Annotated in this window: 15 protein-coding genes and 1 CRISPR repeat array; of the genes, 13 read left to right on the forward strand and 2 right to left on the reverse strand. The window is 46.3% G+C overall.

From position 1 onward, the window contains the following. Positions 1-14: 14 nt before the first annotated feature. The 7 genes from PSE6802_RS0103325 to PSE6802_RS0103355 all read left to right on the forward strand — a co-directional run bounded on the left by PSE6802_RS0103325 (position 15) and on the right by PSE6802_RS0103355 (position 5,271). Positions 15-1,055, forward strand: a complete 1,041-nt coding sequence (locus tag PSE6802_RS0103325; RefSeq protein WP_019498645.1) for an IS630 family transposase — start codon at positions 15-17, stop codon at positions 1,053-1,055. Positions 1,056-1,139: 84 nt separating this feature from the next. After that, positions 1,140-1,994: a hypothetical protein gene (locus PSE6802_RS0103330; RefSeq protein WP_026103025.1), complete on the forward strand. Its 855-nt coding sequence runs from the start codon at positions 1,140-1,142 to the stop codon at positions 1,992-1,994. Between the two features lie 54 nt (positions 1,995-2,048). Continuing rightward, on the forward strand, positions 2,049-2,291 hold the full coding sequence (locus PSE6802_RS0103335; RefSeq protein ID WP_019498646.1) for a hypothetical protein: 243 nt from the start codon (positions 2,049-2,051) through the stop codon (positions 2,289-2,291). Further along, positions 2,288-2,947, forward strand: a complete 660-nt coding sequence (locus PSE6802_RS0103340; protein ID WP_019498647.1) for a Uma2 family endonuclease — start codon at positions 2,288-2,290, stop codon at positions 2,945-2,947. The genes PSE6802_RS0103335 and PSE6802_RS0103340 overlap by 4 nt, the downstream gene beginning before the upstream one ends. 171 nt (positions 2,948-3,118) lie before the next feature. Beyond that, positions 3,119-3,526 (forward strand): hypothetical protein, encoded by a 408-nt coding sequence (locus tag PSE6802_RS0103345; protein WP_019498648.1) that lies wholly within the window; start codon positions 3,119-3,121, stop codon positions 3,524-3,526. Between the two features lie 63 nt (positions 3,527-3,589). Continuing rightward, on the forward strand, positions 3,590-4,381 hold the full coding sequence (locus tag PSE6802_RS0103350; RefSeq protein WP_019498649.1) for an IS5 family transposase: 792 nt from the start codon (positions 3,590-3,592) through the stop codon (positions 4,379-4,381). A gap of 68 nt (positions 4,382-4,449) precedes the next feature. Continuing rightward, positions 4,450-5,271 (forward strand): hypothetical protein, encoded by an 822-nt coding sequence (locus PSE6802_RS0103355; RefSeq protein WP_019498650.1) that lies wholly within the window; start codon positions 4,450-4,452, stop codon positions 5,269-5,271. A 44-nt stretch (positions 5,272-5,315) separates the two neighbouring features. Here PSE6802_RS0103355 and PSE6802_RS0103360 read toward each other — a convergent pair whose 3' ends face one another. After that, entirely contained in the window at positions 5,316-5,987 is a 672-nt protein-coding gene (locus tag PSE6802_RS0103360) for a Uma2 family endonuclease (RefSeq protein ID WP_019498651.1), read from the reverse strand. Positions 5,988-6,043: 56 nt separating this feature from the next. On the opposite strand from PSE6802_RS0103360, the gene csx18 reads away from it, so the two are divergent. The 5 genes from csx18 (at position 6,044) to PSE6802_RS31700 (ending at position 10,980) form a co-directional block, all read left to right on the forward strand. Beyond that, positions 6,044-6,319: a CRISPR-associated protein Csx18 gene (csx18, locus tag PSE6802_RS0103365; RefSeq protein WP_019498652.1), complete on the forward strand. Its 276-nt coding sequence runs from the start codon at positions 6,044-6,046 to the stop codon at positions 6,317-6,319. Further along, positions 6,319-7,308, forward strand: coding sequence for a CRISPR-associated endonuclease Cas1 (cas1, locus tag PSE6802_RS0103370; protein WP_019498653.1), 990 nt, complete (start codon positions 6,319-6,321; stop codon positions 7,306-7,308). The genes csx18 and cas1 overlap by 1 nt, the downstream gene beginning before the upstream one ends. Before the next feature lie 3 nt (positions 7,309-7,311). Then, complete coding sequence (cas2, locus tag PSE6802_RS0103375) at positions 7,312-7,590, forward strand: CRISPR-associated endonuclease Cas2 (RefSeq protein ID WP_019498654.1); 279 nt, start codon at positions 7,312-7,314, stop codon at positions 7,588-7,590. A gap of 40 nt (positions 7,591-7,630) precedes the next feature. Further along, positions 7,631-7,777: a hypothetical protein gene (locus PSE6802_RS33090; RefSeq protein ID WP_156815392.1), complete on the forward strand. Its 147-nt coding sequence runs from the start codon at positions 7,631-7,633 to the stop codon at positions 7,775-7,777. A gap of 15 nt (positions 7,778-7,792) precedes the next feature. Continuing rightward, positions 7,793-10,207: direct repeats of the CRISPR family, unit length 36 nt; unit sequence GTGCCTACTCGCTAGGCAAAACAATAGATTGGAAAC. A 110-nt stretch (positions 10,208-10,317) separates the two neighbouring features. Then, on the forward strand, positions 10,318-10,980 hold the full coding sequence (locus tag PSE6802_RS31700) for a site-specific integrase (protein ID WP_162139193.1): 663 nt from the start codon (positions 10,318-10,320) through the stop codon (positions 10,978-10,980). 105 nt (positions 10,981-11,085) lie between these two features. Here the strand turns inward: PSE6802_RS31700 and PSE6802_RS27555 are convergent, their stop codons facing one another. Next, on the reverse strand, positions 11,086-12,243 hold the full coding sequence (locus tag PSE6802_RS27555; RefSeq protein WP_019498655.1) for a vanadium-dependent haloperoxidase: 1,158 nt from the start codon (positions 12,241-12,243) through the stop codon (positions 11,086-11,088). On the opposite strand from PSE6802_RS27555, the gene PSE6802_RS0103390 reads away from it, so the two are divergent. Then, the gene (locus PSE6802_RS0103390; protein WP_019498656.1) at positions 12,213-12,623 is read left to right on the forward strand and encodes a hypothetical protein; all 411 of its coding nucleotides are present in this window, start codon (positions 12,213-12,215) and stop codon (positions 12,621-12,623) included. The two genes, PSE6802_RS27555 and PSE6802_RS0103390, sit on opposite strands and share 31 nt — an antisense overlap. Positions 12,624-12,665: the final 42 nt, after the last annotated feature.

Here is a 12,665-nt window from a genome sequence, read left to right on the forward strand (position 1 = left end):
CAAGGAGGTTTGACATGGATAAACCAGATGGCCGACACCTATCGATAGAAACGCAAAATTACCTTCGACAGCAAGCGATCCGGTTGCGAGAACAAGGGAAACGAGTATGTGATATTAGTGAGTACCTGGGGATTCATCGTAACACGATTACGGAGTGGTGGTGGGCGTATCAAGATTACGGAGAAGCAGCCCTGTTTCAGCAGCGACGAGGACGAGAGGTAGGGGAAGGGCGCAGTTTAAGTGCCTCAGAGGAAACAACGATTGAAGCAATGCTGCGGGGACACAGCCCGGAGGAATACCAGATCGAGAGCGCCTTGTGGACTAGACAAGCCGTGCAAATACTAATCGAGCAAGAATTAGGAGTGGAGATGCCGATACGCACAGTGGGGGAATATCTCAAACGATGGGGCTACAGCCCCCAGAAGCCGATCGAACGTGCCTATGAGCAAGACCCCGCTGCCGTGAAACACTGGTTACAGGAAGAATATCCCGCGATTGAGCAACGGGCACAAGCAGAAGGTGCCGAAATCGAGTGGGGAGATGAATCGGGACTCAGTTCTGATGAGTATGGAGGGCGAGGTTATGCACCCAAGGGACATCCCCCTGAAATTCGTCCTAGTAAACGCGAGCGGACACGGTTGAATTTCATTGCTAGCATCAGTAATCAAGGCACGATTCAATTTATGCTTTACACCTGTACCTTGACAGCCCCAGTATTTATTGAATTTCTGCAACGGTTGATTGACAAGCGTTCAAGCAAACTGTTTTGGATCGTGGATCGCCATCCCGTCCATCGAGAGCGCCCCGTGCAGCAATGGTTAGAACAGCACTCCCAGGAGATCGAGTTATTTTATTTGCCTTCCTATGCGCCGCAGTTGAATCCAGTAGAGTATTTCAATGGTGATGTGAAACAGGGAGTTCACGCCAAACCTCTGACGCGAAACCTGGGTCAATTAAAACATAGATTGCTATCTCAACTGCAGAAATTGCAGAGATTGCCTGCCCACATTAGGAGTTACTTTAAGCATCCATCTATTATTTATGCTGCTCTATAGATTGCATTCTATTTTATTGCCAAGGCAATAGGTCTTTATGCACCTGATGAGCGGATAAAACTAGAGAGCAAAGTTTTTGGTAAATTGGGAGAGCAAGGACAGGTTCTGGTTAGCCCTCAAATTGAATCTTTTAAGCAAGGAAGCCAAAGCAGACCGTTTTATTACGGTGGTCAGATTCATATTGAAGCCAAGCATGAAGAATATCGTAAGCTCGCATCAGGCTTGTTAATTCTAGCATCGCACATTGGAGGGTTTGGGCGTGGTTCTCGCCGTCCATTACATATGTTAGATCGAGGAATGCGCGGTTGTCACTGGTTTGTGGACTATGAGGACAAACTGCATCTCAAATACGATCGCGAACAATGGCAGAAATTCTTTCAGCAGTTAAGGAATGCCTTTCATAATATTGAACATATATCGGGCAACTACACAAGCAGCCCTTTTCAAGGAGGGCGCTGCCAAGATGTGTTCGATCGCAATACTCAAATATGGCTAATGAGATCGCCAGAGCAAAAACACCCAGTAGATGTCAATAATTGGTCAGATCTAAATAACACCAGAGGATCGGGCTTGAATCTGCTTTATAGCAGCGATAACTTTAAAGGTGAGCGCGAGATTAAAGATAGCAAGACAGGAGAAAGATATACTATTGGCAACGCAAATGTGGGAGGAAAGTTTAGTGGTGTGCCATCGTATGTTTGGATCAAGAGTATCTTCTCTCCGAAAGAAGACCCATATCAGGTGATAACTATCTTCGGAGTAGACCATCGCGATCGCCTTGCCTTCGCTAGGGCACTAGAAGCTGAACAGGCTCTGCTAGTAATTGGAGAGATGCCAGATGGGGATCGATCTGATGCAATAGATCCTACTCCTCAACCGAATACTCCAATTTCATCAAGCAAGCGCCAACGTCCCGATCCTCCAAAACTAAAAAGATGAAGTACTTTATCGCCAAAACTTTTTGCAAATCTTCCCCCTATAGAAATTGAGGATATGGTTTATGGTTACAACATTAGTTCGAGAACCCATACAAAAGCGATCGATGAGAAGGGGGTGACGCTTTGTTGTGCCAACTGGGATGATTATCGGGCGATCGCTTTGGCTTTGGATGAGAAGCGATCGATATGGTTGGCATTCAAATGCGATGTGGTGGAGGTGATGATAATGCTGTTAGAGATTCATGTTTATAGTGCTATATTAGAGAGTATGGTCATGGCAAAAAGGAGTAGAGTATGAATGCGATCGCTTCGTCCCTCACCACTTTGAATTCAAATATTACTCAGAGTGGGTGGATTCCCACGACATGGCAAGAATTTTTGCAAATCTCTCAAACGCCAGATCGTGACAAGGCAAAATTTTATTACTATCAAGGGAGATACTATTACGAGATGGGTGTTGGTGCCGACCACGCTTTTGTGAATACTGTAGTGATAGTTTTGATTTCGCTCTATTGCATAAAAAACAACATTTCGATTAAAGGCTATACAAATTGCAGCTATCGAAAACAGGGAGTAAGTGAGTGTCAGCCAGATATTTCATATTACATCGGCGATCGCATACAACAAGCCCCTAGAAATAGTGCCATTGTCGATCTAGATGAGAATTTGCCACCTGATTTAGTTATTGAGATTGCGGATACATCGCTAGGATACGATCTTGGCGTTAAACGCCTGCTATACGAAGAGACACAGGTGGGTGAATACTGGGTTATCGATGTCCAAAATATGAAGATTACTGCTTTTCGCATTTTACCTAGTTTTGGCAGCGAGCGCATCTCAGAATCAGTGGTGTTGGGGGAACTAAGACTGAGTTTGCTGGAAGAAGCTTTACTACGCAGCAGTGAGATGGATAATTCGCAAATTGGTGCGTGGTTTATGTCTCAGTTGCAATAATTTAGATAGAAAATTTGGACATGAGAATTCTGCAAGCCGATGCAGCCTTTACCTTTTTTCTCTGCATTCAACTATCTGTTTGAGCAGTCTAAAGCTCAACTTCTACTAAATCGTTAAAGGTATTCCAGAACTTATCGTATATCACTCACTTCTAAAAGTGAGAATTTAATTATGTCAAGTATTGTACTTTCATTCGTGGGAGACCAAGATCCCTGCTCCGCAAAAACGAGTCAAGAGGGATCGGTTGTAACGCTGTTGAGGCATTTGCTGCAAGAGAAGTATACGATCGCTAAGGTTATGCTTTTGTATACATCAGGTACGGCAAAAGGTGCAGAGGAGACAAAGGAATGGATGTCACTGGATGATGAGTTGAAATTACAGTCAGCTAAAGTTGAACTGATTGCTGTAAGTGAAGGACTATCAGAAGATCCAACAAATTTACTGTTAGCTGCCCAAGAAGCACGAAGAGGACTAGAACTAGTTCAAACCAGCTTGCAAAAAGGCGATCGCATCGAATTTAACGCTTCGTCGGGTACGCCTGCCATGAAGTCATCCTGGAGTATCTTAGAAGCCATTTAGGAAGTAAAAGGCGCACCAAAAGCAGGTATAAATACTGATGAAGTCTAGTATAAACCTGAAGAGATGCGCCGATCCTATAATACCGATTTATCCAACCAAGAATGGGAAATTATCGCACCCATGCTACCCAAACCATCAAAATGGGGTAGGCCACCCAAAACAAATATGCGAGAGTTACTGAATGCCATTTTCTATATACTCAAAAATGGTTGTACATGGCAGAATCTACCCCATGACTTTCCGCCTTACTCAACGGTCTATTTCTACTGGCAAAGGTGGGAAAGAACTGGGCTACTGGAGGAGATTAATCGCAAATTGAGCCAACAATTTAGGGAAAAGGTTAGTAAAGAGGCGACCCCAAGCTTGGTGAGTATCGATAGCCAGAGTGTGAAGACAACAGAAAGTGCGGGCAGTCGAGGTTTTGATGGCGGTAAGCAAATCAAGGGCAGAAAACGCTTCGCTATGGTTGACACCTTGGGCTTAGTTGTAAAGGTGTTGGTGTGTGCAGCTAACATCGGTGAAAGAGCAGGAGCTAAGCAGTTGTTACAGAATCTCACATCTCCATTACCACGATTAGAGAAAATTCTGGTTGATGCTGGATTCTCTGGTGATGAAATCACACAATGGGTCAACGACAACTTCGGATGGCTTTGGGAAGTTAGCAAACGGGCAGACAATCAGAAAGGTTTTGTAGTGGAGTCAAAGCGTTGGGTGGTAGAGCGAACCTTTGCTTGGTTAGGTAATTGTCGTAGACTAAGCAAGGATTATGAATTTTATGAGCAAATGTCTGAATCGTTTATTTACTTGGCTTTAATCCGCAAAATGCTAAGAAATCTGGCAACTGCGACTTCCTAAATGGGTTCTTACAAGCGGCGGGTTATGCTCCTGATAGTCGCGTCTGGCAAGTTCGCAACCCCGCACAGATGAAACCATTGCAAGCCAGAGTTTTTCAAACAGACGTAGGAGTCTTGAAACAAGAATTTGATATTAAAGTGATTAAAAAACAAGTGGATAACTATAACTATGGTGGAGCATTATCTTCTCTGCAAGAAAGTGCTCTAGCTAATGATAGACTCATCGCACTTCTGAAATATGGGCAATATCGCATGAATTTTGATTTCAATAGGGCTTTTTCTGAAATTCAGCCCTTTGCGAATGTGGAAGCTGAGTTAGCTAGCGATATTGCTCCGCTTAGGCAGAGGGATCTTAGTGCGATCGCCAAGGAAATCTATTTTAATGCGTTGATTAAATATCACAAGCAGCAATATTCGGAGTTTTTAGTTGAGGTGTCACAGTTTCAGGAGTGCGTACTTGCCTATCTAATTAAAACAAAATTTCAAATCGACCTTCCCGATAGTTATGCATCTACTTCTACATTTTGGCGGGATGTAAAGCAATTTGATGCAGGCAAGCCATACAAGCACTTAGCTGATGCTTACCAGCAGAGAGGATGGGAACTGTCTGCCAGAGGCTTTCCTAGCCGTCCAGCTTTAATTGAACTGTTAGATTTCTATTCTGGCTATGTAAAAGTAATTCCTTCCCTTCGAGAACTGAATGAATATTGCGAGCAGCGAAATCGTCGGCTGCACAAATTTGAGGGAGTGTCTGAGATTGAAGATGCAGACAGATTACTATCTAATCTTCGTTCTATTCTTAGAAATATTGTCAAAATTCCGGATCGAAGCCCCTTTGACATCCTCAATCAAAAAATCATGTCGCTACTCACTATCTCCCCAAACCCATAAATTAGGGTGAGAGGCGATCGCTTCCCATCAAATCCAGTTATGCCTTATTCAGGAAGTTCGCCGAAGCGATCGCGATATTGCTTGAGTATTGCTTCCATCTGAGCTAGTTGTTGGGTGGCTTGCTCGGCACGTTGACGCTCTTGTTCTAGCATTTGATTGATCTCAATGTAGGAATAAAATCTGGTGCCATCGGGACGAAAGATTTGTAGTTCGTCGGTCGATAGGTCGAAGCGAACTCCCAAGCGAGGGCTGACCCAATTGTGAGATTCAGCAACGCTATCCAGGCTACTACCTCCTCTCATCCATATCTCTAAGTTATTTGTATCGGGGTTGTAGATGTAATACTCTTCGACTCCATAGCGATCGTAGAACAATAGTTTTTTTGCCATTTCTACTGAGGTATTGCCAGGTGAAAGAATCTCGAAGACAACTTGCGGTGGAATGTTCTCCTCTTCCCATTGTTTGTAGGAGCCGCGATCGCCCTTTGGTCTACCAAACACTACCATTGTGTCTGGAGCCGCAGCAATTTTGGGTTGCCCTTCAACGGGGTACCACAACAGATCGCCAGCAATAAATACTTGGGGATCGTTGATGTACAGCCAATCCAGTCCTTTTTTGAGCGAGACAATTATTTCAAATTGTTTGGTGTTATCTGCCATTGGCTTGCCATCGCTTTCGGGATAGATGATGTCGGCTTTGCTCAGTTGGCTGACCATAGGTGCTGGCTCCTGAACCTAAGTTTACTGTTTTTATTATATAACGGAGGTTTTCTATGTATTATTTAACGCCTAAGGCAGCTCAGGTTCGCAATATCTCTGTTTCCGTTGCCAATGGCACAATTAGCTTGATTATCCTGCTCATTGCTCCTTTAGGACTGCTTGCCGTCATCGTCAATACGTTGTTGATTATTGCATCTACCTACGCGGTCACCACTGCCAGCGATCGCATCATTGTGTACCTGCAAAGAGACCAGCGGGTAGAGCTACTACCTAGATCGGAACGCTCCGATCTGCAACGCCGCGATCGCAATGACCTGGATCGACAGTAATGCGGACGCTCTATATTTCACAGCAGGGCTGTTATGTTTCGCTCAGACAGGAAACTCTGGTCATTAAGCGAGGGGAGTTCGTCCTGGATGAGGTGCAGCTACCGTTGTTGGAGCAGGTTTTAGTCTTTGGCAAGTCGCAAATCACTACCCAGGCAATTCGGGAGTGTTTGCGTCGCGATATTCCCATTGCCTATCTATCGCGCATGGGTTATTGCTACGGTCGCGTTATGGCGATCGAACGCGGTTACCGCCAGCTTGCCCGCTATCAACAAGAGTTATCGAGTCTGGAGCGCCTGCTGATTGCTCGGCAGATCGTGCGCTGCAAGCTACTCAACAGTCGGGTACTGCTGCAAAGGCAGCACCGCAAGCGTCCGTCGGATGTGCTGGATATGACGATTAAGAATCTAGGTTATCTTAGCGATCGCGCTTTGCAGGTAAGCGACGTAGACGAACTGCTTGGGATTGAAGGGGCGGGTGCGGCGGCGTATTTTCCTGCTTTTGGTGAATGCCTGGATAATCCAGATTTTGCGTTTGTGGCGCGATCGCGTCGCCCGCCAGGGAATCCTGTCAATGCCATGCTCAGCTTTGGCTATCAGGTGCTTTGGAATCATTTGCTGACTTTAATTGAATTGCAGGGTCTCGATCCCTATCATGCTTGCCTGCATCAGGGTTCCGAACGCCATGCTGCTCTTGCTTCCGATTTAATTGAGGAATTTCGGGCGGCGATCGTCGATTCTCTAATCCTTTATCTAGTCAATCGGGGTATTGTCAAAGGGAGTGATGATTTCGAGTATCGCGATGGTGGTTGTTTCCTTAACGATACGGGTCGGAAGAAATATCTGAAAGCCTTTTTACAAAGGATGGAGGAGCCAATTCAAACTGAATCCGGCGAGCAACCGCGATGGGATACTCTCATGCAGCAGGTTAAGGCATTCAAGCGCTCTGTTTACGATCCGAGTATTCCTTACAAACCCTATACAATTCGCTAATCTATGCTATTCTACGTCGTTACCTACGATATCCCGTCGGATAAGCGCCGCAAGAAGGTGTCGGATATGTTGGAAGGGTATGGGCAGAGGGTGCAGTATAGCGTATTTGAGTGTATTCTAGATGATGCTAAGTATGGTGAGATGTGCAAGCGCTTGCGCAAGTTGATTAAACTTGGTGAAGATAGCATCAGGTTTTATCCTATATCTCGTCATACGTTGGGTCAGGTGACCGTTTGGGGGGAACCTCCTTTAACTCAGCCACCTGGCTCGACCGTTGTTTAGTCATTGCCAGCGATCGCTGGCCAAAGCGTTCAAATATTCTATGCTCGCAAACCTCATTCTTACGTTCGATCGCTCGACACCTTCTCCAGCAAATCCTCTAGCCCATTTACTTGAGAAATTCGACCGCGATCGCGTCCAAAATTTGCGATCCCTCGCAAACCACCTCTGGACTTCCTGCCAAATATAGGTTCTAATAAAAGGGGTGCCTACTCGCTAGGCAAAACAATAGATTGGAAACCGACGCCGTCGGCATCCGCAGCGACGCCACGAGCGTGTGCCTACTCGCTAGGCAAAACAATAGATTGGAAACCCACAGGCTCGACAGACGCCGGCATTGATCCATGCGCGGCAGTGCCTACTCGCTAGGCAAAACAATAGATTGGAAACCCGGCAAAGGCGACCCCCGCCGGTTCCAGGATACCAAGTGCCTACTCGCTAGGCAAAACAATAGATTGGAAACCCGGATCACGTACAAGAACAACAAGCCGGTCGAGACGCCGTGCCTACTCGCTAGGCAAAACAATAGATTGGAAACCCGCAGTGGTCGCCTACTGGACTGCTGTCCTATTATGGTGCCTACTCGCTAGGCAAAACAATAGATTGGAAACGTAATATACTTCTCTGCGTTCAAGTGGTTCGTAGTCTCTGGTGCCTACTCGCTAGGCAAAACAATAGATTGGAAACAAACTAACGAGCACGGGTACTCCGAGTAACGCACAGTCAAGTGCCTACTCGCTAGGCAAAACAATAGATTGGAAACTCATGAGTGTTCCCCAAAGTGTCTCTTACCACGTAGCCGTTCGCGTGCCTACTCGCTAGGCAAAACAATAGATTGGAAACAATAGTGACGCCCGAGGCTCTCACCGATTGCCACCGAACGTGCCTACTCGCTAGGCAAAACAATAGATTGGAAACAAGAAAGTATTCCCGAGGCATCAATCGAGTCGAGGCTTAGTGCCTACTCGCTAGGCAAAACAATAGATTGGAAACGCAGTTATTGCGACTCCCGTATAAAGTAAAATTTTGGTGCCTACTCGCTAGGCAAAACAATAGATTGGAAACCCACCGCCACTGCAGTCGCGCCAGCGTCGCGCCAAGCGGTGCCTACTCGCTAGGCAAAACAATAGATTGGAAACTTTTCTGTTACAATCTGCATAATTAATCCTTTTTGCGAGGTGCCTACTCGCTAGGCAAAACAATAGATTGGAAACTTGAAAAAAGATTTCTCTCAAGCATCCCCTTCTGCCTGGTGCCTACTCGCTAGGCAAAACAATAGATTGGAAACATTGCCCCATTTCCCTCTTACGCCGAGGATGACTTTTGTGCCTACTCGCTAGGCAAAACAATAGATTGGAAACAAGTAAAATTTTGTCCATAGATATCTCCTTGTTAAGTGCCTACTCGCTAGGCAAAACAATAGATTGGAAACACTCGAATGGGCACAGGACGGAGCCGCCGTTCAGATTGGTGCCTACTCGCTAGGCAAAACAATAGATTGGAAACTCGAGACCGAATCGCACCCAGTCACCGAGGAGAAGTGGTGCCTACTCGCTAGGCAAAACAATAGATTGGAAACATCTAATAAACCAATAACTCGCACTACTCTCTGTTAAATAGTGCCTACTCGCTAGGCAAAACAATAGATTGGAAACTAAGAAACAACAATCGCAAATTATGATCCAAAAAAAAGTGCCTACTCGCTAGGCAAAACAATAGATTGGAAACTGCTCGACTGGCTAATTACGATCGCAAAGTTCTTCACAGTGCCTACTCGCTAGGCAAAACAATAGATTGGAAACAACGTAGTAAACCTCGGTGTCGGGGATTGTGACCTGGAGTGCCTACTCGCTAGGCAAAACAATAGATTGGAAACCAATCGCAACTTCAGCAGGTATACCTGATGAATTTGTAAGTGCCTACTCGCTAGGCAAAACAATAGATTGGAAACTTAGAAGTCGAGTATCACAAATTATGATCCAAAAAAAGTGCCTACTCGCTAGGCAAAACAATAGATTGGAAACTCCGATTTAAGGTGCTTCTCCATCCGAGGCGAAACAATTGTGCCTACTCGCTAGGCAAAACAATAGATTGGAAACTTAAGACCATAGTTTTTGTTCCTTTTGTGTTTGTAAGGTGCCTACTCGCTAGGCAAAACAATAGATTGGAAACATGTAACTCAAACCTAAAATGGGCATCTTCGGTTTTTAGTGTGCCTACTCGCTAGGCAAAACAATAGATTGGAAACGTTCCTGATCAATGAGCCGGCCTTTACGAATTCCCTTGAAGTGCCTACTCGCTAGGCAAAACAATAGATTGGAAACAGTATTAAAATCGGGCAAGGATCTTGGGATATATAGTAAGTGCCTACTCGCTAGGCAAAACAATAGATTGGAAACTCGCTACCCTTGCCAGGGAGCGTCCAGAGCCATTCATGTGCCTACTCGCTAGGCAAAACAATAGATTGGAAACTCCCATTTAGGATACTGTTTAAAAATTCAGGATCGCGAGTGCCTACTCGCTAGGCAAAACAATAGATTGGAAACTATAAGCTCCGGTAGACACCACGGCTGTAGCTACTGCTGTGCCTACTCGCTAGGCAAAACAATAGATTGGAAACTCGCTAAGCAACTTAAGGAATTTTTTCGAGATCGCTCAGTAACTGAACTTGATACAGCAAGTGCTGAGGAGTTTCAACAATTCCTGATAGCTGATAGCAATGCTGAAACCGTGCGGCGCAAAGTTCAGTTGCTCAAATCTTGCTGGCAATGGCACGAGTTAGATAGTGCGATCTGGGAAAACCTACCCAAACTTCGCTCGTCACCGCAGGAAGCACCCAAGCCATTTACTAAAGAGGAAGTGATTTTGATTCTTGATGGCTTTAAGGGCGATCGCTATCACAAGCACTATTACCCATATGTGAAATTCTTGCTAGGGACAGGGGTGCGAATTGGTGAGGCACAAGGCTTAACATGGGGAAGGATCTCAGATAACTGTACAATTGTCGAGGTATTTGAAACATGGACAGATGGGCAGCGCAAGCCGCCTAAGAATAACAAGGGCAGGCAGTTTCGGGTTAGTCAAGAAACTGTTGAATTGTTACGCAATATACGACCTAGCGATCTCAGCCCAGAGCGTTTTGTATTTCTTACGCCAGAAGGTCATCCTATGAACGAGAGTAACTTCCGAAGAGTATGGAAGGAAGTGTTTGAAAAAGTGGGCGTTCCCTACCGCAAGCCTTACAACTGTCGCGCAACTTTTACGTCTCACTGCTTGATGGCAGGCATGAACCCACTACTTGTAGCGCAACTAACGGGTCATGATGTAGCTGTATTGTTCGAGCATTACGCCGCATACATTGGCAGTAGTCCTGAAATTCCCAGCTTGTTCTAGAAACAAATTGCTGGCAACCATGCCTGAAGCGATCGCCCGAATCAAACGAGTTAGCAAACTGGTCGAGTTTTGTTTAGCGATCGCAGAGGAATTGCTACAAGGTTGTTATAAAGGAGGAGCGATCTCTAGGAAGTTATCGAAAACGTAATTGCCTAAAGCCCTACCCGCGTTGAGACCATCCACATCGGCGGCGAGGAAGTGGATGCCGCCATAAATGCGGCTCATGCCCGCCTCATCAGCGGCAGTGGCAAAGCTGCTGTAGGAGCGCGAAACACCAGGTAGACCAATGGAGGTGGCGGTAAAGTCAATGTTGTCACCAAAGAAATTTGTGAGGATGGCATCGGCGGCACCGCTAAACGTACTGTGACCGGATACATACTCAGGGAAAGGAGGCGTAGCAATGAGAGAATCCCAGGTGGTGTCAGCAACGGTTTGCGGGTTATTATCGAGGTCGGCTTGACGGATGGCGTTCACGGGTCGCCAGAACTCATAGGCATACTTGGCATCCCAGGCGGCAATGCCTGCATCCGCGAGGGCAATATTGAGCAGGGCAAAGAGGCGGGCTTCCTCCACAAGTGAAGTGTTGCTCTGTGCCGCAACTTCGGCGGCAATCTGATTCCAGTGGCCGGGTGGGGTATAGGTGCCAGGAGCATCAGACCAGAACTGCGCAATCTCGGTTTGCTCGGGCGTGCGGAGAGGACTATTTTTGGCACCGATCGCTTTGACCTGGTTGAAATCTGCGGCATACTCATCGCTACTCAAGGTGGGTGGCCCCGAGGGACGGAACTGGGAGCCACTGGTCATGGCAAAAGGTGTGACGTTCGGCCACTGGGGTAGCAGTGCGGGTAGGAATCCAGAGGGAGTGGGTTGCCAATCACCAGGGTTGGATTGGGGTAGATAAGAGACCTGGGTTTTAGAGCCATCCCTACTACGAGCCGTAAGAATTCGATCTGCGACAGTTTCGCCGAGTTGGATGCCATCGCTTTTAGCAAAGGAATCGGGGATGAGATCGAGGGATTTCTGGCGAGCAGTATCGAAAGTTACAGCTTGATTGGGATAGAGATTGATGAGGATGCGATTAGAGATAGAGATAATCTGGCAAAAACAGGTTTTTGTACCCTCATTTTGTGGTGTGTCTAAATATGGATATAAATACGATTGGATTGGATAATGGTCTGAATTACGATTTAGGGCAGATATCGAATCTGTTGCCGGATTTGAGTTATCTGGGGATGAGATCGCGGCAATTGCCCAGTCAGGCACCCATCCAAAGTGAGGTGCTGGCGATCGCGAACGCAAATGCGAACCCGGCGGATGTGTCGGAGGCGATTTTGCGGAGAGCTATAGGAGTGACGGGTATCAAGGACTTCAATATCCGTACTGAGGGGAGAGTAATATTTAATGGGGGAGGGGATCTCGATGGCGAACCGCTGGATCTCAAGGACGACACGCACATCTACGCTCGAGGGGGCTTTAGTTTCAATAACACGCCCGTACTGCCAGTACAGCGAGATAGTGCGGGCAACCCGATCCGCGATGCCAACGGGCGACAGGTTTTAGTTAAGGACGCGGTGGATGTATCGGCAGGGTTTACGGCGAATGCGCCCAACAATCCCTACAGCAATAGACCTCTTGCAGATTAGGTTGAGGTTGAGTTGCCAAAGAACCCCAAGATAGGAAAATAT

Origin of the sequence: Pseudanabaena sp. PCC 6802 (assembly GCF_000332175.1) — a bacterium.
Classification (GTDB): domain Bacteria; phylum Cyanobacteriota; class Cyanobacteriia; order Pseudanabaenales; family Pseudanabaenaceae; genus PCC-6802.

What these genes read in the sequence shown, in the direction of transcription:
- PSE6802_RS0103390 (WP_019498656.1), top strand. Translation starts at nt 12,213, where the DNA reads ATGAGATCGCGGCAATTGCCCAGTCAGGCACCCATCCAAAGTGAGGTG.
- PSE6802_RS0103325 (WP_019498645.1), top strand. Translation starts at nt 15, where the DNA reads ATGGATAAACCAGATGGCCGACACCTATCGATAGAAACGCAAAATTAC.
- csx18 (WP_019498652.1), top strand. Translation starts at nt 6,044, where the DNA reads ATGTATTATTTAACGCCTAAGGCAGCTCAGGTTCGCAATATCTCTGTT.
- PSE6802_RS0103335 (WP_019498646.1), top strand. Translation starts at nt 2,049, where the DNA reads ATGGTTTATGGTTACAACATTAGTTCGAGAACCCATACAAAAGCGATC.
- PSE6802_RS33090 (WP_156815392.1), top strand. Translation starts at nt 7,631, where the DNA reads ATGCTCGCAAACCTCATTCTTACGTTCGATCGCTCGACACCTTCTCCA.
- cas1 (WP_019498653.1), top strand. Translation starts at nt 6,319, where the DNA reads ATGCGGACGCTCTATATTTCACAGCAGGGCTGTTATGTTTCGCTCAGA.
- PSE6802_RS0103345 (WP_019498648.1), top strand. Translation starts at nt 3,119, where the DNA reads ATGTCAAGTATTGTACTTTCATTCGTGGGAGACCAAGATCCCTGCTCC.
- PSE6802_RS0103340 (WP_019498647.1), top strand. Translation starts at nt 2,288, where the DNA reads ATGAATGCGATCGCTTCGTCCCTCACCACTTTGAATTCAAATATTACT.
- PSE6802_RS0103355 (WP_019498650.1), top strand. Translation starts at nt 4,450, where the DNA reads ATGAAACCATTGCAAGCCAGAGTTTTTCAAACAGACGTAGGAGTCTTG.
- PSE6802_RS0103350 (WP_019498649.1), top strand. Translation starts at nt 3,590, where the DNA reads ATGCGCCGATCCTATAATACCGATTTATCCAACCAAGAATGGGAAATT.
- cas2 (WP_019498654.1), top strand. Translation starts at nt 7,312, where the DNA reads ATGCTATTCTACGTCGTTACCTACGATATCCCGTCGGATAAGCGCCGC.
- PSE6802_RS0103360 (WP_019498651.1), bottom strand. Translation starts at nt 5,987, where the DNA reads ATGGTCAGCCAACTGAGCAAAGCCGACATCATCTATCCCGAAAGCGAT.